Genomic DNA, 21,961 nt, shown 5'->3' with positions numbered 1-21,961 from the left:
AACTGTTGGATGGTTTCGGTTGAAATGGCTCTGCAGCCATCGCCGGGGTAGGAGCGGCCTTGTGCCGCGAAAGGGCTGCAAAGCAGCCCCAGGGGCCTTCAACAACGCTGCACTGATTGCCGGGGCCGCGCAGCGGCCCTTTCGCGGCACAAGGCCGCTCCTACCCCCGCGATGGCATGGCCTGATTGCCGAAGCCTCAACGCACCGGCCAACGCAGGGTTTTTCATGCTGTATTCGCTTCAGGCTCTCCGGGCGTTCGCCGCCTGGGTGGTGGTCTGCCACCACTTCATGCAGATATTCTTCGACTTCAACGCCACCGGCCCAATTGGCCAACTGCTCGCCGACCGTGGCGCGGTAGGGGTGGACATCTTCTTCGTCATCAGCGGCCTGGTGATCTACCTCTCGACCCGTGACAAGGACATCGCCCCCGCACAGTTCCTGCTCAACCGCGCCCTGCGCATCGTGCCCGCCTACTGGTTCTACACCCTGCTGATGGCGGTGCTGATGCTGATCGCCAGCCGCTGGATGCCGCACCAGGTGTTCGAATGGCAGCACCTGCTGCTGTCGCTGTTGTTCATCCCGGCGGAGAATCCGGGTGGCTACGGCCTGTACCCGACCCTCAATGTCGGTTGGACGCTGAACTTCGAGATGTTCTTCTACCTGCTGTTCGGCTTGGCCTTCCTGGCGCGCCAGCGTCATCACCTGCTGCTGGTGACGGCGGCGCTGCTGCTGGTCAGCGAGGTACTGGGTCGCTTTGGCGTGCTCAGCCACTTCTACAGCAACGACATCGTCTACGAGTTCCTGCTGGGCATCGGTCTGGGCGTGCTGTACCGCCGCGGGCTGATTCGCCAGGGCCTGTGGCTGCCGCTGGGGTTACTCGGCGTGGCGGGGTGTGCGCTGTATCACCTGGACGCTTCGCAGCGCCTGCTGCACTGGGGCCTGCCCAGCGCCCTGATGGTGCTGGCGTTCATTGCCCTGGAGCGCTACTTCAAGGGGAACCGGGTGCTCAAGGCGCTGGGCGATTGCTCCTATTCGGTGTACCTGGTGCATGTACTGGTGCTGTACGGCGGCCTGTTCGCCAGCGAGCGCCTGCGCCTGAACCCGTACCTGGTATTCGCCTTGTGCGTGCCGTCAATCGGACTAATGTCGTGGCTCAGCTACCACTGGCTGGAGCGTGGCCTGTACGGGCGGCTCAAGGCCGGATTCGCCGGGCGTGACGGTCAGGAGCCCGCGCTGGCGCTATCCCGAGTCAAATGCTAGGACTTTGTTCGAAGGCCGGGTTGGCGTACACTGCCGGCAAGTCTGTGAGGAACTTCCATGAGCGCTATAACCATTACCGACGCCGCCCATGATTACCTGGCCGATCTGCTTTCCAAGCAGAACACGCCTGGCATCGGCATCCGTATCTTCATCACCCAGCCGGGCACCACCTACGCCGAGACCTGCATCGCCTACTGCAAGCCGGGCGAGGAGAAGCCCGACGACCAGCCGGTGGGCCTGAAGAGCTTCACCGCCTACCTCGACGCGGTCAGCGTGCCGTTCCTCGAGGACGCGCTGGTCGACTACGCCACCGACCGCATGGGCGGCCAGCTGACCATCAAGGCGCCAAACGCCAAGGTGCCGATGGTCAACGAAGACAGCCCGATCAACGAACGTATCAACTACTACCTGCAGACCGAGATCAACCCCGGCCTGGCCAGCCACGGCGGCGCCGTGAGCCTGGTGGACGTGGTCGACGACGGCATCGCCGTGCTGCAGTTCGGCGGCGGCTGCCAGGGCTGCGGCCAGGCCGACGTGACGCTGAAGGAAGGCATCGAGCGTACCCTGCTCGAGCGCATTCCGGAGCTCAAGGGCGTGCGTGACGTGACCGACCACAGCCAGAAGGAAAACGCCTACTACTAAGGCGGCTTTCCAATCGCGGGCGGTGCGATGTTCCGACAAGCCCGCTCCCACGGCTTTCAAGCAGGTGGGAGCGGGCTTGCGGGAACACAGCACCGCCCGCGGCACTTTGGGCTTCTCTCTCCCCTTTTGCAGAACAAGGATGCTCGGCATGAAAGCCTTGCCCGCGTTTGTAGTTCCGTTGTCCATGGTTTTTTGCGCCCAGGCCCTGGCCAGCTATCAGCCTCCGACGGGCAGCGATGAACCGTATCGCAAGGCCGTGGCGACCCTGGATGCGCTCGAGCCGCGTCTGCTGGCGCTGATGGAACGCGGCTTGGCCGGCACGCCCCCGCAGGTACTGGAGGCAGAAGCCACGCAGCTTCGCGCCGAGCGCGATCCGGCGCTCCGGCAGTTGCAGCAGGCTGCGGCCCAGGGCCATGCCGTGGCCCAGTATCGGCTGGCGCTCTACTACTTCGCCTATGAGCCGTCGGTTGACCCGGCCACGACCTGCAAACTGATGACCGACAGCCTGGAGCAGGGATTCGCGCCTGCGGCGCTGCGCGTCAACACTGACTGCATCGGTTACGTGGACGGGCCATCGTACCTGCCGGCCTTGCAGAAGGCGCTGGCCGACTTCCCGCAGTTCGCCGGTTACTACCCGCAGCCAGCGGTCTGGTTCGAGTGTTTCAAGCCAAACGGCAAAGACAACGGTTTGCAGTGGGGCGATGCCACGGCCTACAAGGCTGAGCTCTATCGGTTGCTGGGATACAAGTCTGGCCGCAGGGACTCGCCGGCGCGTCGCGAGTACTGGCAACAGGCAGTGGACCTCAATGGCTGCCCGCAGATTGCCAGGAGCCTGAGCATTGTTCAGGCCGGGGAACACTGATCCCTAGCAACAAAGTGTTACGGATTCAACCCCTGCGACAACCGGTCGCGCCCCGTAAACAAAGGGCTGCAGCCCGATTGGCTGGATGTCGGGTGGATGGTGCGGGGGGAGCGTGACAGAATGCCCCGGTTTTCTGGCCGGCCCATCCCAGGGGTCGGCACCTTCCCTGTAAAGGATGGTTCCATGAATGATCTGTTGACCCGGCGCGCGGTTGTCGCCGGGATGGGCGTACTGGGGCTTGGCCTGCTGGCGGGCTGCAACCCGGCCCGGGGCCTGGATTTCAAGTACGGCAAGAACATGAGCAACGAGATCCTCGGGCGCAAATTCAAGCTCAAGGACACTCAAGGCAACGAGCGCACCCTGTCGAGCTTCTACGGCTCGATGCCGATGATCTTCTTCGGCTTCACCCAGTGCCCGGCGGTCTGCCCGACCGCGCTGGCGCGGATCGTCCAGATCAGGAAGATCCTCAGGGGCCGCGACCGCGAGCTGTTCCAGCCGGTGTTCATCACCCTGGACCCGGAGCGTGACTCCCCCGAGGTGCTCGATGCCTACGCCAAGGCCTTCGACCCGTCGATCGTCGCCCTGACCGGCACCCCCGAGGAAATCGCCGAGGTGGCCCGGGAGTTCAAGGTGTTCTACGAAAAGGTCCCGGCCGGCGACACCTATACCATCTCTCACTCGTCCACCAGCTACGTCTACGATACACGTGGCACCCTGCGCCTGAGCCTGGGCCATTCCCTGAACGCCAAGGAATGCGCCGAAGACCTGGTCACCCTGATGGAGATCTGCTGAATGTCGATGCAACCGATCAAACGCGGCCTGGCCGCCCTGGCCCTGCTGGGCATGGCCCTGCCGGCGTTCGCCCAGACCGCCGTGAGTGACGCCTGGGTCCGCGCCAGCGTGCCGCACCAGCAGTCGACCGGTGCCTTCATGACCCTGACCGCCAGCAGCGACAGCAAGCTGGTGAGCGTCGCCTCGCCCGTGGCCAAGACCGTGCAGGTGCACGAGATGACCATGAACGGCGATGTAATGGGCATGCGTGAGGTGAAGGCACTCGAGTTGCCGGCGGGCAAGGCGGTGAAGCTGGATCCGAATGGCTATCACGTGATGCTGATGGGCCTGAACCAGCAAGTGAAGGAAGGCGAGCAGGTGCCGCTGACGCTGACCATCGAGGATGCCAAGGGCGTCAAGGAAACCCTGCAGGTGCAGGCACCGGTGCGCGCGCTCAACGCCGAGAGCGGCGGGCATGACCACATGCACATGAACCACTGATCGTGGAACGGGCTGCAAAGCAGCCCCAGCAGTCCGTCAGCTACGAAAACGTGGCAGCGGCCGCTCGATATTCAGCGAGGTCAGGGTCTTGCGCACCTGGGCGTCCTCGGCCTCCAGCGCCTTGAGGCTGGCGCGGATCTTGCCGGCGGCGGGCACATCGCCCTGGCGGTCGATCCAGTCGGCGATCTCCTTGCAGGCGCTGCTCAGGCAGGCCTGACGCTGGCTCATCAGCGAAAGGAGCGTGGTGATTTCTCGTTCGGACATGACGCGATCCTCCATTCAGCCCCTTGAGTGTAGCAGCGCCCGGCCAGGCTGCTCGTAGCCGATGGCCAGCAACCAGGCCGCCAGGGCACAGGCGAACAGCGTCGCTCCCAGGGCCTGGCAAATGCCCGCCAGCAGCAGTCCCGCGCCGATCTGCAGGTAGTAGAACAAGCCGAACAATGCGCCCGCCGTGCCACGGCAGTCGGCGTAGTCGACCAGCGCCGAGCCCAGCACCAGCGGAATCGCCATGGCGAAGGCGAACATCACCAGGGCCATGGCCAGCACCGTCCACAGGCTGTCGCCCAGCCCCAACAATGCCAGCGCTGCCAGCAGGTCGAGCAGGCACGCCAGGCGCAGCAGACGCGCCGTGGCCACCCCGCGTTGCAGCAGCCGTGCATTGAGGCGCGCGCCCAACAGCGAGCCGAGCGCCAGCGCCGCGCCGGAGTAACCCATCCACTGGCTGGCGGCGAGGCGCTCGAAGACGAACGGCGCCAGGCTGTACCAGCTGAACACGCTGATGTTGAACACGGCCACCAGGGCACTGGCCAGTAGCACGCGACGGTCACGCAGCAGACGCCAAAGCACCCGACCGAGCGCGGGCGTCTCCTGCGCGGCGGGGCGTGTCTCGGGCAGGCCGCGCCAAGTCCAGGCGAGCAGCAGCGCGGCCATCAGCAACTGGCCGGCGAGTACACCGTGATAGCCGAACAGCCGGTCCAGCCAGGCGCCGCTGATCAGCCCCAGCGCCGGGCTGAGCGCCAGGCACACGCCGATCAACGAGAATACCCGGGCCAGTTCAGGGCCGGCGTGGCGATCGCGCAGGACAGTCTGGGTGACCACGGAGCCCACCGCCGCGGCGAAGGCCGCCACGATCCGCGCCATCAGCAGTTGGCTGAAGTCGACCGCCAGCAATGCCGCCAGCGCCGCGCCGGTGTAGAGCAACAGGCCGGCAAGCATGGCCGGGCGCCGTCCCCACAGGTCGCAGGCACGCCCCCAGACCAGCACGCCGACGGCAAAGGCGACGAAGTACAGCGACAGGGTCAGCGAAGCCTGGGCAGGGCTGACGGCGAAGGCTTCGGCCAGGGAGACCAGGGCAGGGCTGTAGAGGGTTTCGGCAACCTGGGGAAACATCAGCAGGGCGGTGGTCAGGGCCAGCCAGGAATGGGAGAGCATGGAAGTAAACGCCTTGCAGCACAAACGGGCGCTCATGGTAGGGACATTGTGCCGTGAGCTATTATCGCGATTTAGCTGCTCTATCGTTGAAATCGGACAATTACAGCCATGGCCTGGTTAGCCCCCGACGCCCACTTCGACCCCGATGCTTTCGATGCGCCGGTACTGGGCATCTGTTCGGCCCTGGGCGACCACGACTCCGGGCACCACTGGCATGGCCGCGGCCAGGTGCTGTTTACCCGCCAGGGCTGCGTGCGCATCCAGACGCCCGGGCGCCTGTGCCTGTTGCCGCCGACCCAGGCGGCGTGGATTCCTGCGGGGCTGTCGCACCGGGCGCGCATGCGCGAAACGGTGGACTATCGCTCGCTGTACTTCAGTGCGGCGCTCAGCGAGGGGTTGCCGGAGGAAGTGACGATCATCAGCGTCAACCCGTTGCTGCGCGAGCTGCTTGAACGTATCGCCCAGGCGCCGTTCGACACGGCCTGGGACCAAGGTGACCAGGCGCATCTGCTGGCGCTGTGCCTGGGCGAATTGCGCTTGGCTCCGCGCCAGCCGATGTTCCTGCCACTGCCCGGCGATCGCCGCCTGGCTGGGCTGGTCGAGCGGCTCGAGCGCCTGCCGCCGGCATTGGTTGAGCTGGCACGGCAGGTCGGCGCAAGCGAGAAGACCATCAGCCGCCTGCTGCGCCGCGACACCGGCATGTCCTATCAGCAATGGCGCCAGCAGTGGCGGTTGCTGCGGGCAATGGAACAGCTGGCGTTGCAGCGGCCGCTGGGCGCCATCGCCGACGACCTGGGGTTCGCCACCGACAGCGCCTTTATCGCCTTCTTTCGCGGCATGACCGGCACCACGCCGGGCGCCTGGAACCGTGGCGCGGCTACAGGCCCAGGCAGGCCTGGCGATAGGCGCCCGGGGTGACGCCATAGGCCTGCTTGAACTGGCGGCTGAGGTGGCTCTGGTCAGCGAAGCCCAGGACAAAGGCGACTTCCAGCGCAGGCAGGCCGCTGCGCAGCAGTTCCCGGGCGCGGGCCAGGCGGCGCTGCTTGAGCCAGGCATGAGGCGGCAGGCCGGTGGCCTGGCGGAACACCCGGGCGAAATGGAACGGTGAAAGGTTGACTGCCGCCGCCAGGGTTTCCAGCGAGGGTGGCTCGGCCAGTTGGCTCTCCAACAGCTCGCGGGCACGTGCCACGGCCAGTGGCTCGTTGCCGGGGGCGGCGGGCTCGGCGCAGTGACCATGCCGCTGCACCAGCGCCAGCACCGCCTGGCGCCAGGCGGTCTGCTGCTCCAGGGCGCTGGCGCAGGACTCGGACAACCGGTGCAACTGGCTGAAGGCGGCGGCCAGGGCCGGGTCCTGGATCACGCTGTCCTTGAACCGGGGCAGGCCGTGGCGGCCCAGTTCCAGCTCGTCGAGTACGCCGGTGACCCGCTCGTGCTCGGGGTAGAAGCCACGGTAGCGCCAGCCAGCCTCGTGGGCGGTGGCGCCGGTGTGAAGCTCGTCGGGATTGATCAGCACCATGCTGCCCACCGGCGCCAGGTGCTCGCTGCCACGGTGCCAGAAACGCTGGGCGCCGGACTCGATCACGGTGAACACGTAGCCTTCGTGCACATGCGGGGCGAAGCGTTGCTGGATGTAGCGGGCGTGCAGCATCTCGACGTCGCCGAGGGCGGGCGCCTGCCACAGGTGGGCCTGTTCGCGCAGGGGCGTGGTCATGCCAGCCAGCTGCGCAGGAGGAAGAAGATCAGCATGCTCGCCAGCATGCTTAGCAACACGCTGCGGGTCAACAGCACCAGGGCGATGGCCACCAGCGAGCCGAGCAGGTAAGGGTTGAGCGGGCTCAACTCGAGCTGGTGGCCGGGCAGGAAGATGATCGGTCCGCAGATCGCGGTGAGCATGCCGGGCACGGCGAAACCGAGAAATTGCCGTGCATTGGAGCTCAGGCGCAGCGGCAGGCGCGGTTCGAGGAAGGCGTAGCGGTTAAGGAACACCACCGCGCCCATGGCGACGATCAGCAGCCAGATCATGAGCGGCCTCCGGAGAATTTCTGGCAGACAAAGCCTGCAGCCATGCCCAGCAGGCCCGCCACCACCAGGGCGGTTTCCCAGTGCCAGTAGCTGAACAACACAGAGCAGAACAGCGACACCGCCACGCACACCACGGTCGGCAGGTTGCGCACCAACGGCGCGATCAGCGCGACGAAGGTGGCGACGATGGAGAAGTCCAGGCCCAGCTGGTCCAGGTGCGGGATGTTCTGACCGAGCACGATGCCGGCCAGGGTAAACAGGTTCCAGGCCACGTAGAAGGTCAGGCCAACCCCCAGGGCGTACCAGCGGTTGAACTGCTGCTGGTCATGGTGGCTGGTCAGGGCGAAGAACTCGTCGGTGAGCAGAAAGCCCAGGCCCAGGCGCCAGCGGGTCGGCAAGCCGGACATCACCGGACGCATGGACAGCCCGTAGAGCAGGTGCTGCGAGGTCAGCAGCAGGGTGGTGAGCAGGATCGACAGCAGGTTGGCGCCGCCTTTGAGCATGCCGATGGCGACCAACTGCGCGGCGCCGGCAAAGACGATGGCCGACAGGCCCTGGCCTTGCCAGGCACTGAGGTTGGCCTCGATGGCCATGGACCCCGCGAGCAGCCCCCAGGGCGCGACAGCCAGGGACAGCGGCAGGATGGCGATGGCGCCATGAAGAAAGGCGTGGCGGGCAAGCGGCGGGCTGGACATGTGAACACAACGAATCAACAGGGCAGACCAGCATGACAGAGGGACACAAGGCTGGCTTGAACGATCTTGCTGTTGCCTCTGCTCTTGCTCTTGCTCTTGCTCTGCTCTTGCTCCTAAGCGCGCAATAGTCCAGGCGCCGCCAATTGCGACTTCAGGAGGCCGAGCGGAGTTCTTGCGGAGTGGGGCGACGGCCATGGATGGCCGTCGAGCGCTGCGCCCCAGGATGGGGCGTACAGCGCGGTACCCACGGGAGCAAGAACGGAGCGAGGGAACCCCGTAGCGAAGCGCAGGGGCCGGATGAATGGAGCGGAACGGTTTTGCCTACTTTTCCCTAGAGAAAAGTAGGTCGCCGTAAAGGCGAAAAGGTGACTTGATGTCGACATCACCTACGAATGCGCATAAAAAACTGAAACAATCACCAGGGAACCAGGGAACCAGGGAACCAGGGAACCAGGGAACCAGGGAACCAGAATCCTACCCCAAAGCCCTCTCCACAGCCCCCACCACCAAACTCTCCATCAACCCAACCCCCTCAACCTCACCCAACCCTTTCCCCCGCAACATCCCCGGCAATTGGTTCAACAAGGTCGCCAACACATGCCCGCTAGCCGCCGAGACCTGCGTCTCCAACCGCGCCTGCGGCGCAACCAACCGCAAAAGCCCGGTTTCATAGCGCTCCCGCAAACCTGCCAGGCGCGCCTGCTGCTCTGCGGTCAAGCAGCAGAAATCCCGCTCGGCCAGGCGAAACTGCAACGGTCGCTCCCCATGCAACTGCCAGTGCGCGGCAATCAGGCAGGCCAGCACCGGCCGACCCTGGGCCCGCGCCCGGCGCCCCAGCTCCAGGGTGGCCTGCAACTCTTCGTACAGTTCCTCGATCAGGTCGTACAAGAGGTCCTGCTTGCTGGGGAAATGGTGATACAGCGAGCCCGCGGTCAAGCCCACGTGCGCCGCCAGCTCACGCATGCTGACCTGGCCGAAGCCTTTCTCGGCGAACAGGGCCATGGCCCGGTCGCGCCGCTCCTCGAAGTTGGCGCAGCGCAGCGCCGCGTTGACCGGGGGCATGGCGCGGCTCCTCTAGTAGGTGAAGAAGCCACGGCCGCTCTTGCGGCCCAGGTAACCGGCGGCAACCATTTCCTTGAGCAGCGGGGCGGGGCGGTACTTGCTGTCGTTGAAGCCCTCGTGGAAGGCCTCCATGATCGCCAGCAAGGTGTCCAGGCCCACCAGGTCGGCCAGGGCCAGCGGGCCGATCGGCTGGTTGCAGCCCAGGCGCATGCCGGTGTCGATGTCCTCGGCACTGGCCAGGCCTTCCTGGAACACGAAGATCGCCTCGTTGATCATCGGCACCAGGATCCGGTTGACCACGAAGCCCGGGCGGTTGCCGGCGGTGATCGGGGTCTTGCCGAGCTTCTCGGTGACCAGCAGCGCCTGGGCGTAGGTCGCATCGCTGGTTTGCAGGCCACGGATGATCTCGACCAGCGCCATCATCGGCACCGGGTTGAAGAAGTGCACGCCGATGAAGCGCTGCGGTTGCTCGATGCTGGCCGCCAACTGGGTGACCGACAGCGACGAGGTGTTGGTGGCGATCAGGCACTCTGCGCCGACGTTGGCGGCCACCTGCTGCAGGATGCGCTGCTTGAGGGCGAGGTTCTCGGTGGCCGCCTCGATCACCAGCTGCGCGTCCGCCAGCTGGGCGTAGTCGGTGCTGGTGCGGATGCGCGCCTTGGCCGCGCTGGCCTTGTCGGCGTCGATGGTGCCCTTGCCGACCTGGCGCTCGAGGTTCTTGCCCAGGGTCGCCACGCCGCGTTCAAGCGCGGCGTCGGAGACGTCCACCAGCAGCACCTGGTAGCCGGCCAGCGCACACACCTGGGCGATGCCGTTGCCCATGGTGCCGGCGCCGATCACGGCGATATGTTCGATGTTCATGTTGCTGACTCCTTTCAGACGCGTTCGAAGACGACGGCGATGCCTTGGCCGCCGCCGATGCACATGGTGGCCAGGGCGTAGCGGCCCTGGACGCGGTGCAGTTCATGGATGGCCTTGGTGGCGATGATCGCGCCGGTGGCGCCGACCGGGTGGCCGAGGGAAATGCCCGAGCCGTTGGGGTTGACCTTCTCCGGGTCGAAGCCCAGGGCGCGGGCCACGGCGCAGGCCTGGGAGGCGAAGGCTTCGTTGGACTCGATCACGTCCAGGTCGGCGACCTTCAGGCCGGCCTTCTCCAGCACCTTCTGCGTGGCCGGGATCGGGCCCAGGCCCATCAGTGCCGGTTCCACGCCGGCGTGGGCGTAGGCGACGATGCGCGCCAGCGGCTTGAGGCCCTGGCGGCGCACGGCGTCACCGGTGGCCAGAACCAGGCCGGCGGCGCCGTCGTTGATGCTGCTGGCGTTGCCGGCGGTGACGGTACCGTCCTTCTTGAACACGGCCTTCATGGCGGCCAGTTGCTCGGCGCTGGCGTCGCCGCGCACGTTCTCGTCCACGGCGAACTGCACGGGGCCTTTGCGGGTTTTGATCTCGATCGGCACGATCTGGCTGTCGAAGCGGCCTTCGGCGATGGCGCGGGCGGCGCGGCGCTGGCTGGTCAGGGCGACTTCGTCCTGCATCTCGCGGCTGATGCCGTGGGCCGCCGCGACGTTCTCGGCGGTGATGCCCATGTGGAAGTGCTCGAACGGGTCCTGGAGGATGCCGACCATGTAGTCGATGCCCTGCAGGTCACCCATGCGCGCGCCCCAGCGGGCCTGCGGCAGCAGGTAGGGGCCGCGGCTCATGGACTCGGCGCCGGCGGCCAGGGCGATGTCGCTGTCGCCCAGCAGCAGGCCTTGGGCGGCCGAGACGATGGCCTGCAGGCCCGAGCCGCACAGGCGGTTGACGCTGAAGGCCGGGGTTTCCTTGGGGATGCCGGCGTTCATCGCCGCGACCCGGCCCAGGTAGGCATCGCGCGGCTCGGTGGGGATCACGTTGCCCATCACCACATGGCCGATCTGCTCGGCGGCGACGCCTGAACGCTCGATGGCGGCGCGGGTCACCTGGGTGGCGAGGTCGGCCAGGGGCAGGTCCTTGAGCGAACCGCCGAAGCTGCCGATGGCCGAACGTACCGCGCTGACGACGAAGATTTCTGTGCTGCTCATGGGGGGCTCCGATTGCGAAGGCGTGGCGGGGCGGGGGTGGCTCTGCGAGAATGGCGGCCGCACCCTGCCGGGGTGGATCGAGTCTAGGCAAAGGCCTTCAGGCGGCCTATGCCGGATCTGTTCAGTCAACCTGGCATTTTTTGCCACTCAGCATAGACAGCGGACTTCTGCCATGCGCGATAGCGATACGGTCGCGGTGTATTTCCTCAATGCCATGGTCCACGCCCTGCGTGAGCGGCCACAGGCGCGCGATGCCCATCTGCGGGCGGTGGGCATCGATCCGCAGGTGCTGGACCAGCCTCTGGCGCGGGTGCCGGCCAAGGCCTTTGCCCAGCTGTGGCTGGCACTGATCGATGAGCTGCATGACGAGTTCTTCCGCCTCGACAGCCACGGCATGCCCCTGGGCAGTTTCGCCCTGATCTGCCGTGGGTTGATCCAGGAGCCGACCCTGGGCAAGGCGCTGCGCCAGTGCCTGGGCAGTTTCGCCCTGTTCCTGCGCGACCTGAACGGCAGTGTCACGGTGCGCGGCGCGCGCACGGTGATCAGCGTGCAATCGAACATCGCCGATCCGCTGACTCGGGTCTATGCCGAGGAGACCTATCTGGTGCTGGTGATCGGCTTGCTGTGCTGGCTGGCCGGCCGGCGCATCGCCATCGACCGTACCGAGCTGGCCCTGGCGCGGCCGGCGCAGGAGGACGATGCGTTGCTCTGGGGGCCGGACCTGCGCCTGGGCAGCGGACGCACCGAGGTGGAGTTCGACAGCGCCTGGCTGCGCCTGCCGGTGGTGCAGGACCTGACGGCCTTGAAGGGCTTTTTGCGCAGCGCGCCGCAGGGCCTGGTGATTCGCTTTCGCAACCAGAATGGTCTGGTGGCCGAGGTCTATCGCCATCTGCGTGCTCGCCACTACGGGCAGTGGCCGACGCTCAACGCCATGGCCGAGCGGCAGCGGCTCAGCGCCAGCAGCTTTCGCCGCCAGCTGGAGCGGGAAGGGCGCTCGTACCAGCAGATCAAGGACGAGGTGCGCCGGGCGATGGCCTTCGAGCTGTTGCGCGAAGGCCGCCTGAGCATTGCCGAGATCGCCGAACACACCGGGTTCCAGGAACCCAGTGCGTTTCATCGCGCGTTCAAGAAGTGGACCGGGCAGAGCCCGGGCAGTTACCGGGCCAGGCGCGCAACGTCGGTGTGAACGGCCCCTGCCAGGGTTACGCTGGCACCATCGCAAAGCCCACGCCGAAGCGGTTCCAGGCATTGATGGTGGCGATGGCCAGGGTCAGGTTGGCGATCTCCTTGGCGCTGAAGTGTTCCAGCAGTGCCTGGTACTCGTCCTGCGGCGCGGCGCGCTCGGCCAGGCGGGTCAGGCTTTCGACCCAGGCCAGGGCGGCCCGCTCGCGCTCGCTGAAGTAGCGGGTCTCGCGCCAGACGCTCAGGGTCTGCAGGCGCGCCTCGGTTTCACCGGCCTTGCGCGCATCGTTGGCGTGCATGTTGACGCAGTAGGCGCAGCCATTGATCTGCGAGGCGCGCAGGCGGATCAGCTCGAGCAGCGAATGCTCCAGGCCCGAGGCGACCAGTGCCTGCTCGAGGCCGATCATGGCCTTGTAGGCTTCCGGCGAGTGTTTGGCCCATTCGAGACGGTCATGCATGGTGAGACTCCAGTTCGACAAGAGGAAAGTGGCACTACCTTAGCGCCAGGTCGGGCCGCGCCGAATAGCCAATCCCGCGCTTTGCCAGGAGGCCAATCCACCATTCGTATGCGCACTGACAGGCATCCAATCTCTTCATTTCTGCCAGGGCGGCCGAGGCGGGATAATGGGCGGGTCAACACCTGAGAACCGTTTCATGTCCGCAGATCGATTCATGCGCGAGGCCCTGGAGCTTGCCCGCGCCAATATCCAGGCCGGAGGCCGCCCCTTCGGCGCCGTGCTGGTCCACCAGGGGCAGGTAATCGCCCGCGCCGTCAATGAGATCCACAGCACCCAGGACCCCACCAGCCACGCCGAGATGCAGGCCATCCGCCAGGCCGCCCAGGTGCTCGGCCGGACGCGCCTGGACGGCGCCGAGATCTACGCCAGCGGCCATCCGTGCCCGATGTGCCTGGCCGCCATGCACCTGTGCGGTATCGAGCGCGCCTGGTTTGCCTACGACAACGACGAGGGCGAGCCCTATGGTTTGTCCACCGCCGCGGTGTATGCGCAGATGGCCCGCCCGCCACAGCAGCAGAGCCTGCCCCTGCGCCCGCTGAAACCGGCGGGTGAAAGTGGCCTGTACCGTGAGTGGCAGCAGGCTGGCGAAGCATGAGGGGCGCGTTGAACCTGTTGCTGGTGGTGCTGCTGGCGTTGAACCTGAGGCCGATCCTCACCAGCATCGGCCCGCTGCTCGAACCCATGCGCCAGAGCACCGGCCTGGGTTACCAGCAGGCGGCGCTGCTGACTGCGTTGCCGGTGCTGTGCATGGGCCTGGTGCCACTTCTGCAACCCTGGCTGCGGCGCTGGCTGAGCGAGCATGGCGGCATGCTGGCGGGGCTGGCGGCCATCGCCCTGGCGTGCCTGTGGCGCCTGCAACTGGACAGTGCCTGGGCGCTGATCGCCAGCGCCGTGGTCGCCGGCCTGGGCGTCGCCGTGGTGCAGGGCATGATGCCGGGGTTGGTCAACCGCTGGTTCCCCGGCTGCCTGGCGTCGACCATGGGGCTGTATTCGGCGGCGTTGATGAGCGGTGGTGGCCTGGCGGCAGTGTTGGGCCCGTCGATCACCGCGTACTTCGGCCATTGGCAGTTCGGCCTTGGCCTGTGGGCGCTGCCGGCGCTGCTGGCGATCGTGGCGTGGACCGTCCTGCGCCCGCGCCAGGACACACCGGCCCTGGCCGGTGGTGGGGGCGGGCACTGGTTCGGCAACCGTCGGGCCTGGCTGCTGGCGCTCTACTTCGGGCTGATCAACGGTGGCTACACGAGCATGGTCGCCTGGTTGCCGGCCTATCACCTCGAGCACGGCGGCACGGCCCAGGGCGGCGGCGAGCTGGTCGGTTTGATGACCATCTTCCAGGTCTGCGGTGCCCTGGGCCTGCCGTTGCTGCTGCGGCGTCTGGTCGATCGGCGGCCGGGCCTGTGGCTGGCCTTGCTGATCCAGCTCGCGGGCTTCCTTGGTCTGCTGCTGGCGCCGGCCAGCGCCATGGGCCTGTGGGTGGCGCTGATCGGCCTGGGCCTGGGGGCGTGCTTCAGCCTGAGCCTGACGCTGACCCTGGAGCACCTGCGCACGCCCGGCGAGGCCGGCAGCTTGGCGGCTTTCGTCCAGGGCGTGGGTTTTATCGTCACCGGTATCGTGCCGTACATCACTGGCTGGTTGCGTGATGTCAGCGGCGACTTCCAGGCCTCCTGGACCCTGCTGACCTGCACGGTGCTGGCGATGCTGCTGGTGACCGTGCGCTTTGCCCCGAAGGGCTATGCCCGGGCCATCGCCCGTGGGGGGCAAGCGACTGTGGCGGCGCTCAACTGAGGCGCTGCAGGGTGTCGCCGACCCGGTCCAGCGCCGGGTCGATATCCAGGAGCTCGATGGCCCCGAAGCCGAACAGCAACCCCGGCCTGACCGGCGCCTCGCTGAAGAACGGGGCCAGGGAGTAGAGGCCGACCTCGACTTTGCGCGCCAGGTTGATCAGCAGTTCGACATCCACCCCGGGCTTGGCCAGCGCGCTCAGGTGAAAGCCGGCGCTGGCCGGCACCGCGTCGAACCATGGCGCCAGGTCGCCGCCCAGGCGCGCCAGGATCCGCTCGCGGCGGGCGCTGTACACCTCGTGGCAACGGCGGATGTGCTTGTTCAGGTGGCCTTCGCTGATGAACCGCGCCAGGGCCCATTGCTGCAGGCTCGGGCTGTGCCAGTCGCTCAGGTGCTTGGCCACGCAGGCGGCCTGCAGCACGGCCGGCGGCAGCACCGCGTAGCCCAGGCGCAGTTCCGGCAGCAGGGTCTTGGAGAAGGTCCCGACATAAGCCACCAGGCCATGTCGATCCAGGCGCTGCAGTGCTTCGGCGGCCGGCCCCTGGTAGCGGAACTCGCAGTCGTAGTCGTCCTCGATGATCAGCGCACCGAGCTCGGCGGCCCGCGCCAGCAGCGCCTGGCGCCGCGGCTCGGCCATGGGCATGCCCAGCGGGAACTGGTGCGAGGGCGTCACATAGATCAGCCGGGTGCCGTCCTCGATCTGCTCGACGCACAGTCCCTGGTCGTCCACCGGCACCGACTGCAGGCGCGCGCCCAGGGCCAGGAACAGTTGGCGCGCCGGTGGGTAGCCCGGGTCTTCCATGGCCACCTTGCAGCCGGGCTCGACCAGCACCCGGGCGATCAGGTCCAGGGCCTGCTGGGCGCCATTGCACACCAGCACATCGCGGGCCTCGCACTGGATACCGCGGGTGAAGGCGATCTGGTGGGCGATGGCCTCGCGCAGCTCGGGCAGGCCCTGGGCGGAAAACTGCCGGTCGGGGTGGCGCTGGCTGCGGCGCAGGGCGTAGTTCATGCAGCTTCGCCAGTGGTCGTAGGGGAACTGCGCCTTGCTCGAGGCGCCGCCGATGAAGTCGTAGCGCGACGGCGCGTCCAGCGCCCGGCGACCCAGCACCGTGGCGCGCTGGCGCCAGCGTTCGAGGGTCTCGGCGGCGGCCAGCGGGATGCTGTCGCTGTCGCTCTGGCGCAGCGTGTGGCGTGGGGTGATGAAGGTGCCGCGGCCGACCACGCCGCTGAGCAGGTTGTCGTAGGTCAGGCGCGAATAGGCTTCGGCCACGGTCTTGCGCGAAACCCCCAGTTGCTCGGCCAGCAGGCGCGTGGGTGGCAGCTGGGTGCCGGCGGCCAGGTGGCCGCTGTCGATGCCGGCGCGCAGCTGCTGGTAGAGCTGGTCGGCCAGGCCTTTGCGGCCTTCGAGGCGGATGTGCAGTTCCATCGGGGGGAGGGTGTCCGAAGCGCAGGGGTGTAAAAGCTTCGGGGTTTATCGACAAAGCTGCAAGGGCTCCTGCTGGCGATCGCCTGGTGGGCTCCCACGCAGCCGAAAGGTCTGGGAAATTACTGCCAAGGCGTGCGGAGTGTTCACAGGCGGGCGGTACTGATGGTGATGTAGCCTTTTTCCGGCAGTGCGATGCGGATCACCGTCTCGTCCTCGCCGGCCTTGCGTTTCTGTTGGATGCACACGCCATCCACTGCCGCTTCGCGCATGCGCGCGGGAATGGCGCGGCCCTTGGCGTCGAAGAAGGCTTCACTGGCGAGCAGCTCGACACGCTCGATCAGTTGACGGGTGTGCTCGTCGGTGGCGCAGAAGAAGCGCACTCCGGACAGGTGCGGGTTGTCGTCGGGGTTGCTGACCTCGTGGGCCAGCAGTTGACGCAGGGTGTGGCGCAGTTCGCGGGTAGGGCGATGAGCGTTTGTGGGCATGGCATGGCCTCGTCTGGATGGGGTTGGCCGCGCCGGGGCGGCGGTCACGTCTCCAGTCCTGATGATGTTTTGCCGAGGGTCTGGCAACAATCGAGAAACGTCCGTGCTTTGGGTAGGAGGGTTCCGAAATTACAGGCACCAGGTTAAACATCGTCTTGATCCGCGTCAGGGGCGGGGCACAATTCCAGTCGTCTCGACAGCGCCGGGTTCAAGCGCCGCCTCGACGATTTCGACCCAGTGCCGCACTGGCGTGCGGCCGGCATCGCCGAGGTGCAGCTGGCAGCCGATGTTGGCGCTGGCGATGACCTGCGGGTTACCGCTTTCCAGGGCGTTGAGGCGGTTGTCGCGCAGTTGGCGCGCCAGCGTCGGCTGGGTCAGCGAATAGGTGCCGGCCGAGCCGCAGCACAGGTGACCATCGGGTACCTGGGTGAGATGGAAGCCCAGACGCTGCAGCAGGCCTTCCACCGCGCCGCTGAGCTTGAGGGCGTGCTGCAGGGTGCAGGGGCAGTGGAATGCCAGGCGCTGCTCGGCGCATATGCCGAGCCGCTCCAGAGGCTCGGCCTGCAGCACCTGTACCAGGTCGCGGGCCAGGGCACTGACCGTGGCGGCCTTGACGGCGTAACGTGGATCTTGTTCCAGCAGTTGGCCGTAGTCGCGGACGAAGGCGCCGCAGCCGCTGGCGGTTTGCACGATGGCCTCGGCGCCGGCCTCGATGGCCGGCCACCAGGCGTCGATGTTGCGTCGGGCGCGTTCGAGGCCCCGTGCCTGGGCATCCAGATGATAGTCCACGGCGCCGCAGCAACCGGCTGCGCAGGCCGGTTCGACGCTGATGCCGAGCCGGTCGAGCAGGCGAGTGGCGGCGGCGTTGGTGTTGGGTGAAAGGGCCTGCTGCACGCAGCCTTCGAGCAGCAGCACGCGGCGGGCGTGGCGCGGCATCGGGCGTTGGCCCGGGGCGAGAACCTGCGCCGGCAGCTTGTCCTTGAGGCTGGCCGGGAGCAGCGGGCGCAGGGCCAACCCAGCGCGTACCAGGGCCTTGAATGCGCCCGGCCGCGGCACCACGGCACGCAGGCCCGCGCGCAGCAGGCGTTGCCCCGGTGGTCGGGGGACTTGCCGGTCGATCACGGCGCGGCCGATGTCGAGCAGGTTGTGGTACTCCACCCCCGACGGGCAAGTGGTCTCGCAGTTGCGGCAGCTCAGGCAGCGGTCCAGATGCGTCTGGGTGCTGGTGCCCGCCGGTTCGCCTTCGAGCACCTGCTTGATCAGGTAGATGCGCCCGCGAGGCCCGTCCAGTTCATCGCCGAGTAGTTGGTAGGTGGGGCAGGTGGCGGTGCAGAACCCGCAGTGCACGCAGGAACGCAGGATGCGTTCGGCCTCGTCGGCGCGGGGCAGCTGGCGGGCGGATTCGCTCAGGTGGGTTTGCATGCCGTGGCCTCACAAGTGCGCGTACAGGCGACCAGGGTTGAACACACCCTGGGGATCGAGTTGGTGTTTCAGCGCCTGGTGATAGCGCAGCGTCAGCGGATCGAGTGGGGCGCTGCTGTCGTCGCCGGGCGCGTAGGCGGTGGCATGACCGCCGGCCTCGGCCGCCAATGCCCGGATGACCGACGCCGGGGCGTCGGACTTGAGCCAGCGCTGGGCGCCACCCCAGTCGATCAACTGCTGCCCCGGTAGTTCGAGTGCACCGCAGGCAATGGGCAGGGACAGTCGCCACAGCGTTGCGGGTGCGGCGAAGAACGCCAGGCGCTGCTCGCGCAGGTCTTGCCAGAAACCCGTGTCGAAGGCTTCGCCACCCAGGCGCTCACGGGCCGATCGCACCGAACCTTCGCCGCCCTCCAGGCGCAGATGCAGCGCCTCGCCGTCATGGCAGGCGGCGCTGATCGGCAGCGCTTGCCGGCCCCATTCGGTCAGTGCGGCGAGTGCCTGCTGCGTGCTCATCTCCAGGCGCAGGCCCAGGCATTGGCGCGGTTGCGGCAGCACCTTGAGCGACACTTCGGTGAGCAGTCCCAGGCAACCGAAGCTGCCCGCCATCAGCCGCGACACGTCGTAACCGGCGACATTCTTCATCACCTCGCCACCAAAGCGCAGGTGCTTGCCGTGGCCGGTGATCAGCCGGGTGCCGAGGACATAGTCACGCACCGATCCGGCCCAGGGTCGCCTTGGCCCCGACAGCCCGGCCGCGACCATGCCGCCCACCGTCGCCTCGGGCCCCAGGTGCGGCGGCTCGCAGGCCAGCATCTGCCCAGCCTCGTGCAGCGTCGCCTCGACCTCCCGCAGGGGCGTGCCGGCGCGGGCGGTGAGCACCAGCTCGGTGGGGTCGTAGCCGACGATGCCCCGGTGGCCGCGGGTGTCGATGACCTGCCCGGCCACCGGACGACCGAGCATGGCCTTGCTGTTGCCGCCCTGGATGCGCAACGGAATGCGCCGGTTCAGCGCCTGGTTGACCTGCTCCAGCAGGTCCTGGCCGAGGTCCCTGTCCATCAGAAACGCTCCAGGTCGGGGAAGGGCAGTTGCCCGTGGTGCACATGCAGCGCGCCGAACTCGGCGCAGCGCTGCAGGGTGGGGATGTTCTTGCCCGGGTTGAGCAGGCCCCGTGGGTCGAAGGCGGCCTTGACCGCGTGGAACAGGGTGATCTCGTCGCTGTTGAACTGCGCGCACATCTGGTTGATCTTCTCCCGGCCCACGCCGTGCTCGCCGGTGATGCTGCCGCCGACGGCCACGCACAGTTCGAGGATCTGGCCGCCGATGGCCTCGGCGCGCTCCAGTTCGCCGGGCAGGTTGGCGTCGAACAGGATCAGCGGGTGCAGGTTGCCGTCGCCGGCATGGAACACGTTGGCCACCCGCAGGCCGTACTGCCGGGAAAGCGCGCTGATGCCCTTGAGCACCCGCGGCAGCTCGCGGCGCGGGATGGTGCCATCCATGCAGTAGTAGTCCGGGGAAATGCGCCCCACCGCCGGGAAGGCGTTCTTGCGCCCGGCCCAGAAGCGCGCGCGTTCGGCTTCGTCGCAGGCCAGGCGCACCTCGCGGGCGCCGGCCTTGCGCAGCACGGCATCGACCCGGGCGCAGTCGTCCTGCACGTCGGCCTCGACGCCGTCGAGCTCGCACAGCAGGATCGCCGCCGCGTCCAGCGGGTAGCCGGCATGGATGAAATCCTCGGCGGCGCGGATCGCCAGGTTGTCCATCATCTCGAGTCCGGCAGGGATGATGCCGGCGCCGATGATTTCGGCCACCGCGCCGCCGGCGTCCTCGACGCTGTCGAAGCTGGCCAGCAGCACCCGCGCCACCTGCGGCCTGGGCAGCAGCTTGACGGTGACTTCGGTGACGATGCCGAGCATGCCTTCGGAGCCGGTGAACAACGCCAGCAGGTCGAAACCGGGGCTGTCCAGGGCGTCGCTGCCCAGTACCAGGCGTTCGCCTTCGATGGTGAGGATCTCCACCTTGAGCAGGTTGTGCACGGTCAGGCCGTATTTCAGGCAATGCACGCCACCGGCATTCTCGGCGACATTGCCGCCGATCGAACAGGCGATCTGCGAGGAAGGATCGGGCGCGTAGTACAGCCCATGGGGCGCCGCCGCCTGGGAGATCGCCAGGTTGCGCACGCCAGGCTGGACCCGGGCGAAGCGACCCTGCGGGTTGACTTCGAGGATGCGCTTGAAGCGCGCCATCACCAGCAGGATGCCCTGGTTCAACGGCAGGGCGCCGCCGGACAGGCCGGTGCCGGCGCCGCGCGCCACCACTGGTACGCCGCGCTGGTGGCAGAGCCGCAGCAGTGTTTGCACCTGTTCCATGCGCTCGGGCAACACCACCAGCAGCGGCAGCGTGCGGTAGGCCGAGAGGCCGTCGCACTCGTAGGGCCTGAGGTCTTCGCGGTGGTGCAGGATCTGCAGATCGGGCAGGGCCTCGTGCAGGGCGGCCAGCAGTGCTGGCTTGTCCACGGCTGGCAACGGTCCATCGACACGTTCGTCGTAAAGGATAGTCATGAGGACTTACTGCGCCAGGTGCCGAATCATCGCCACCGTCAGGTACAAGCGTGGCGCCACGCTGGCGATCTCCATGTACTCGTCGTCGCCATGCAGGCCGGCGCCGACCACCCCCAGCGTTTCCAGCACCGCCGGCTTGTCGCTGTCGGGCACGTAGGCGTAGCCGGCGTCGGTGCCGAAGCGCATGGCGATCGGCTGCAACTGCCGGTCGATCTTGCTGTAGAGCTGCCGCGCGGTTTGCGCAAGCGCCGTGGAGGCGTCGTTCCTGGCCAGCGGCGGGCGGCCTTGTTCCACGACCAGCTCGACCTGGGTATCGGCTACAAGCTGTTTCTTGATGATCCGCAGGGCGTCTTCCTGTACCCGCTCGGTCTCGCTCAGGTCGGAGTAGCGCATGTCGGCCTCGGCGCTGGCCTGGGCGGGAATGATGTTGGCCTTTTCCCCGGCCTTGGCCAGGGTCCAGTTGACGGTGGTGCCCTTGCCCTTGTCGCCGAGGTCGTTCAACTGCAGCAACTGGTGCGCCAGCTCCACCAGCGCGTTGCGCCCGGCTTCCGGGGCGGAGCCAGCGTGGGAGGCGCGGCCCTTGACCTCGAGCTTGAGGCGGTTGATGCCGTTGGTGGCGACGGTGACCGCGTCCTTGTCCGGCGGCTCGTAGGAGAAGACGAAATCATGCTTGCGCGCCAGCTCGGCGATCAGTTGCCGCGAGCCGGCCGAGCCCATTTCCTCGTCTGGGTTGAACAGCACGGTGAGGGTGCGGTAGCCCTTGTACTGCTGGTCCTGCAGCAGTTTCAGCGCATGCAGGATCATCGCCACGCCGCCCTTGGCGTCGGCCACGCCGGGGCCGTAGGCGCGTTCCCCGTCTATCCGGAACGGGCGCTTGGCCACGGTGCCGGGGCCGAACACCGTGTCGTAATGGACCATCAGCAGGAAGTCCTTGTCGCCGCTGCCCTTGAGGGTGCCGACGATGTTATCGCCCACCGAGGGCGTGGCCGGTTGGGTGCTGACCTTGGCGCCGAGGGCCTCTAGGCGTTTCACCAGTTCGCTGCCGACCTGTTTCAGGCCGGGTTCGGTACCGGTGCCAGTATCCACTGCAACCAGGGTCTTGAGGGTTTCCAGGTAATGGGGCTGTTCGGCCTGGGCCTGGCTGAACAGTTCCTGAGGCGTCGGGTCGGCGGCCTGGGCGGTGGCACAGGCCAGGGCAAGGGCCAATGAGCAGAATCGCAAGGGCATGGGCAGGGATCTCGTTGTCGTGAACCCTTCAGCGTAGACCCTGCCGCCCGATTAC

The 21,961-nt window shown here is 67.3% G+C and carries 24 protein-coding genes; 9 read left to right on the top strand and 15 right to left on the bottom strand.

The window, feature by feature from the left end; translation table 11 throughout:
* The first annotated feature begins 225 nt into the window (after positions 1 to 225).
* From V0R62_RS03870 to V0R62_RS03850, 5 genes are all read left to right on the top strand, one after another.
* Positions 226 to 1,260 carry an acyltransferase family protein gene (locus tag V0R62_RS03870; protein ID WP_330102824.1) on the top strand — a complete coding sequence of 345 codons (1,035 nt, stop codon included), beginning with the start codon at positions 226 to 228 and terminating at the stop codon, positions 1,258 to 1,260.
* Positions 1,261 to 1,317: 57 nt separating this feature from the next.
* Entirely contained in the window at positions 1,318 to 1,902 is a 585-nt protein-coding gene (gene nfuA, locus V0R62_RS03865) for a Fe-S biogenesis protein NfuA (RefSeq protein WP_023630602.1), read from the top strand.
* Between the two features lie 148 nt (positions 1,903 to 2,050).
* Complete coding sequence (locus V0R62_RS03860) at positions 2,051 to 2,764, top strand: SEL1-like repeat protein (protein ID WP_330102823.1); 714 nt, start codon at positions 2,051 to 2,053, stop codon at positions 2,762 to 2,764.
* Positions 2,765 to 2,947: 183 nt separating this feature from the next.
* Complete coding sequence (locus V0R62_RS03855; protein ID WP_330102822.1) at positions 2,948 to 3,556, top strand: SCO family protein; 609 nt, start codon at positions 2,948 to 2,950, stop codon at positions 3,554 to 3,556.
* Positions 3,557 to 4,036: a copper chaperone PCu(A)C gene (locus tag V0R62_RS03850; RefSeq protein WP_330102821.1), complete on the top strand. Its 480-nt coding sequence runs from the start codon at positions 3,557 to 3,559 to the stop codon at positions 4,034 to 4,036. It begins immediately after the preceding gene.
* A 36-nt stretch (positions 4,037 to 4,072) separates the two neighbouring features.
* Here the strand turns inward: V0R62_RS03850 and V0R62_RS03845 are convergent, their stop codons facing one another.
* Positions 4,073 to 4,300, bottom strand: coding sequence for a hypothetical protein (locus V0R62_RS03845; RefSeq protein ID WP_023630605.1), 228 nt, complete (start codon positions 4,298 to 4,300; stop codon positions 4,073 to 4,075).
* 15 nt (positions 4,301 to 4,315) lie between these two features.
* Positions 4,316 to 5,467, bottom strand: a complete 1,152-nt coding sequence (locus tag V0R62_RS03840) for an MFS transporter (RefSeq protein ID WP_330102820.1) — start codon at positions 5,465 to 5,467, stop codon at positions 4,316 to 4,318.
* A gap of 108 nt (positions 5,468 to 5,575) precedes the next feature.
* On the opposite strand from V0R62_RS03840, the gene V0R62_RS03835 reads away from it, so the two are divergent.
* Positions 5,576 to 6,385, top strand: coding sequence for an AraC family transcriptional regulator (locus V0R62_RS03835; protein ID WP_330102819.1), 810 nt, complete (start codon positions 5,576 to 5,578; stop codon positions 6,383 to 6,385).
* Here V0R62_RS03835 and V0R62_RS03830 read toward each other — a convergent pair.
* The 6 genes from V0R62_RS03830 to V0R62_RS03805 form a co-directional block, all read right to left on the bottom strand.
* Entirely contained in the window at positions 6,345 to 7,178 is an 834-nt protein-coding gene (locus tag V0R62_RS03830) for an AraC family transcriptional regulator (protein ID WP_330102818.1), read from the bottom strand. The genes V0R62_RS03835 and V0R62_RS03830 overlap by 41 nt on opposite strands.
* Entirely contained in the window at positions 7,175 to 7,489 is a 315-nt protein-coding gene (locus tag V0R62_RS03825) for an AzlD domain-containing protein (RefSeq protein WP_062574311.1), read from the bottom strand. The genes V0R62_RS03830 and V0R62_RS03825 overlap by 4 nt, the downstream gene beginning before the upstream one ends.
* Positions 7,486 to 8,184, bottom strand: a complete 699-nt coding sequence (locus V0R62_RS03820; RefSeq protein WP_330102817.1) for an AzlC family ABC transporter permease — start codon at positions 8,182 to 8,184, stop codon at positions 7,486 to 7,488. The genes V0R62_RS03825 and V0R62_RS03820 overlap by 4 nt, the downstream gene beginning before the upstream one ends.
* Before the next feature lie 474 nt (positions 8,185 to 8,658).
* Positions 8,659 to 9,246 carry a TetR/AcrR family transcriptional regulator gene (locus tag V0R62_RS03815; RefSeq protein ID WP_330102816.1) on the bottom strand — a complete coding sequence of 196 codons (588 nt, stop codon included), beginning with the start codon at positions 9,244 to 9,246 and terminating at the stop codon, positions 8,659 to 8,661.
* A gap of 12 nt (positions 9,247 to 9,258) precedes the next feature.
* The gene (locus V0R62_RS03810; protein WP_028690700.1) at positions 9,259 to 10,107 is read right to left on the bottom strand and encodes a 3-hydroxybutyryl-CoA dehydrogenase; all 849 of its coding nucleotides are present in this window, start codon (positions 10,105 to 10,107) and stop codon (positions 9,259 to 9,261) included.
* Positions 10,108 to 10,121: 14 nt separating this feature from the next.
* The gene (locus V0R62_RS03805; RefSeq protein ID WP_330102815.1) at positions 10,122 to 11,306 is read right to left on the bottom strand and encodes an acetyl-CoA C-acyltransferase family protein; all 1,185 of its coding nucleotides are present in this window, start codon (positions 11,304 to 11,306) and stop codon (positions 10,122 to 10,124) included.
* Between the two features lie 172 nt (positions 11,307 to 11,478).
* On the opposite strand from V0R62_RS03805, the gene V0R62_RS03800 reads away from it, so the two are divergent.
* Positions 11,479 to 12,492 (top strand): AraC family transcriptional regulator, encoded by a 1,014-nt coding sequence (locus V0R62_RS03800; protein ID WP_330102814.1) that lies wholly within the window; start codon positions 11,479 to 11,481, stop codon positions 12,490 to 12,492.
* Positions 12,493 to 12,508: 16 nt separating this feature from the next.
* On the opposite strand, the gene V0R62_RS03795 is transcribed toward V0R62_RS03800, so the two are convergent.
* A complete protein-coding gene (locus tag V0R62_RS03795; protein WP_330102813.1) occupies positions 12,509 to 12,946 on the bottom strand; it encodes a carboxymuconolactone decarboxylase family protein in 438 nt (145 codons plus the stop codon).
* Between the two features lie 196 nt (positions 12,947 to 13,142).
* On the opposite strand from V0R62_RS03795, the gene V0R62_RS03790 reads away from it, so the two are divergent.
* Positions 13,143 to 13,601, top strand: coding sequence for a nucleoside deaminase (locus tag V0R62_RS03790; protein ID WP_330102812.1), 459 nt, complete (start codon positions 13,143 to 13,145; stop codon positions 13,599 to 13,601).
* A complete protein-coding gene (locus V0R62_RS03785) occupies positions 13,598 to 14,791 on the top strand; it encodes a cyanate transporter (RefSeq protein WP_330102811.1) in 1,194 nt (397 codons plus the stop codon). Before V0R62_RS03790 ends, V0R62_RS03785 begins: the two co-directional genes overlap by 4 nt.
* Here the strand turns inward: V0R62_RS03785 and pdxR are convergent.
* From pdxR to V0R62_RS03755, 6 genes are all read right to left on the bottom strand, one after another.
* Entirely contained in the window at positions 14,784 to 16,217 is a 1,434-nt protein-coding gene (pdxR, locus tag V0R62_RS03780) for a MocR-like pyridoxine biosynthesis transcription factor PdxR (protein ID WP_330102810.1), read from the bottom strand. The genes V0R62_RS03785 and pdxR overlap by 8 nt on opposite strands.
* A gap of 143 nt (positions 16,218 to 16,360) precedes the next feature.
* Positions 16,361 to 16,702, bottom strand: a complete 342-nt coding sequence (locus V0R62_RS03775) for a hypothetical protein (protein WP_330102809.1) — start codon at positions 16,700 to 16,702, stop codon at positions 16,361 to 16,363.
* A gap of 165 nt (positions 16,703 to 16,867) precedes the next feature.
* Positions 16,868 to 18,124, bottom strand: a complete 1,257-nt coding sequence (gene glcF / locus V0R62_RS03770) for a glycolate oxidase subunit GlcF (RefSeq protein WP_330102808.1) — start codon at positions 18,122 to 18,124, stop codon at positions 16,868 to 16,870.
* A 9-nt stretch (positions 18,125 to 18,133) separates the two neighbouring features.
* Positions 18,134 to 19,180: a glycolate oxidase subunit GlcE gene (gene glcE / locus V0R62_RS03765; protein ID WP_330102807.1), complete on the bottom strand. Its 1,047-nt coding sequence runs from the start codon at positions 19,178 to 19,180 to the stop codon at positions 18,134 to 18,136.
* The gene (gene glcD, locus V0R62_RS03760; protein WP_330102806.1) at positions 19,180 to 20,679 is read right to left on the bottom strand and encodes a glycolate oxidase subunit GlcD; all 1,500 of its coding nucleotides are present in this window, start codon (positions 20,677 to 20,679) and stop codon (positions 19,180 to 19,182) included. Before glcD ends, glcE begins: the two co-directional genes overlap by 1 nt.
* Before the next feature lie 6 nt (positions 20,680 to 20,685).
* Entirely contained in the window at positions 20,686 to 21,906 is a 1,221-nt protein-coding gene (locus V0R62_RS03755) for a M20/M25/M40 family metallo-hydrolase (RefSeq protein ID WP_330102805.1), read from the bottom strand.
* Positions 21,907 to 21,961 lie beyond the last annotated feature (55 nt).

Origin of the sequence: Pseudomonas carassii, from assembly GCF_036324045.1 — a bacterium.
Lineage (GTDB): Bacteria > Pseudomonadota > Gammaproteobacteria > Pseudomonadales > Pseudomonadaceae > Aquipseudomonas > Aquipseudomonas peradeniyensis.
The sequence above is the reverse complement of the archived record's forward strand: the minus strand, read 5'-3'. Positions and strand labels throughout refer to the sequence as shown.

What these genes read in the sequence shown, in the direction of transcription:
- V0R62_RS03840 (WP_330102820.1), bottom strand. Translation starts at nt 5,467, where the DNA reads ATGCTCTCCCATTCCTGGCTGGCCCTGACCACCGCCCTGCTGATGTTT.
- glcE (WP_330102807.1), bottom strand. Translation starts at nt 19,180, where the DNA reads ATGGACAGGGACCTCGGCCAGGACCTGCTGGAGCAGGTCAACCAGGCG.
- V0R62_RS03835 (WP_330102819.1), top strand. Translation starts at nt 5,576, where the DNA reads ATGGCCTGGTTAGCCCCCGACGCCCACTTCGACCCCGATGCTTTCGAT.
- V0R62_RS03820 (WP_330102817.1), bottom strand. Translation starts at nt 8,184, where the DNA reads ATGTCCAGCCCGCCGCTTGCCCGCCACGCCTTTCTTCATGGCGCCATC.
- V0R62_RS03775 (WP_330102809.1), bottom strand. Translation starts at nt 16,702, where the DNA reads ATGCCCACAAACGCTCATCGCCCTACCCGCGAACTGCGCCACACCCTG.
- pdxR (WP_330102810.1), bottom strand. Translation starts at nt 16,217, where the DNA reads ATGGAACTGCACATCCGCCTCGAAGGCCGCAAAGGCCTGGCCGACCAG.
- V0R62_RS03800 (WP_330102814.1), top strand. Translation starts at nt 11,479, where the DNA reads ATGCGCGATAGCGATACGGTCGCGGTGTATTTCCTCAATGCCATGGTC.
- V0R62_RS03755 (WP_330102805.1), bottom strand. Translation starts at nt 21,906, where the DNA reads ATGCCCTTGCGATTCTGCTCATTGGCCCTTGCCCTGGCCTGTGCCACC.
- V0R62_RS03870 (WP_330102824.1), top strand. Translation starts at nt 226, where the DNA reads ATGCTGTATTCGCTTCAGGCTCTCCGGGCGTTCGCCGCCTGGGTGGTG.
- V0R62_RS03845 (WP_023630605.1), bottom strand. Translation starts at nt 4,300, where the DNA reads ATGTCCGAACGAGAAATCACCACGCTCCTTTCGCTGATGAGCCAGCGT.
- nfuA (WP_023630602.1), top strand. Translation starts at nt 1,318, where the DNA reads ATGAGCGCTATAACCATTACCGACGCCGCCCATGATTACCTGGCCGAT.
- V0R62_RS03825 (WP_062574311.1), bottom strand. Translation starts at nt 7,489, where the DNA reads ATGATCTGGCTGCTGATCGTCGCCATGGGCGCGGTGGTGTTCCTTAAC.
- V0R62_RS03830 (WP_330102818.1), bottom strand. Translation starts at nt 7,178, where the DNA reads ATGACCACGCCCCTGCGCGAACAGGCCCACCTGTGGCAGGCGCCCGCC.
- V0R62_RS03860 (WP_330102823.1), top strand. Translation starts at nt 2,051, where the DNA reads ATGAAAGCCTTGCCCGCGTTTGTAGTTCCGTTGTCCATGGTTTTTTGC.
- V0R62_RS03815 (WP_330102816.1), bottom strand. Translation starts at nt 9,246, where the DNA reads ATGCCCCCGGTCAACGCGGCGCTGCGCTGCGCCAACTTCGAGGAGCGG.
- V0R62_RS03790 (WP_330102812.1), top strand. Translation starts at nt 13,143, where the DNA reads ATGTCCGCAGATCGATTCATGCGCGAGGCCCTGGAGCTTGCCCGCGCC.
- V0R62_RS03810 (WP_028690700.1), bottom strand. Translation starts at nt 10,107, where the DNA reads ATGAACATCGAACATATCGCCGTGATCGGCGCCGGCACCATGGGCAAC.
- V0R62_RS03785 (WP_330102811.1), top strand. Translation starts at nt 13,598, where the DNA reads ATGAGGGGCGCGTTGAACCTGTTGCTGGTGGTGCTGCTGGCGTTGAAC.
- glcF (WP_330102808.1), bottom strand. Translation starts at nt 18,124, where the DNA reads ATGCAAACCCACCTGAGCGAATCCGCCCGCCAGCTGCCCCGCGCCGAC.
- V0R62_RS03850 (WP_330102821.1), top strand. Translation starts at nt 3,557, where the DNA reads ATGTCGATGCAACCGATCAAACGCGGCCTGGCCGCCCTGGCCCTGCTG.
- glcD (WP_330102806.1), bottom strand. Translation starts at nt 20,679, where the DNA reads ATGACTATCCTTTACGACGAACGTGTCGATGGACCGTTGCCAGCCGTG.
- V0R62_RS03805 (WP_330102815.1), bottom strand. Translation starts at nt 11,306, where the DNA reads ATGAGCAGCACAGAAATCTTCGTCGTCAGCGCGGTACGTTCGGCCATC.
- V0R62_RS03855 (WP_330102822.1), top strand. Translation starts at nt 2,948, where the DNA reads ATGAATGATCTGTTGACCCGGCGCGCGGTTGTCGCCGGGATGGGCGTA.
- V0R62_RS03795 (WP_330102813.1), bottom strand. Translation starts at nt 12,946, where the DNA reads ATGCATGACCGTCTCGAATGGGCCAAACACTCGCCGGAAGCCTACAAG.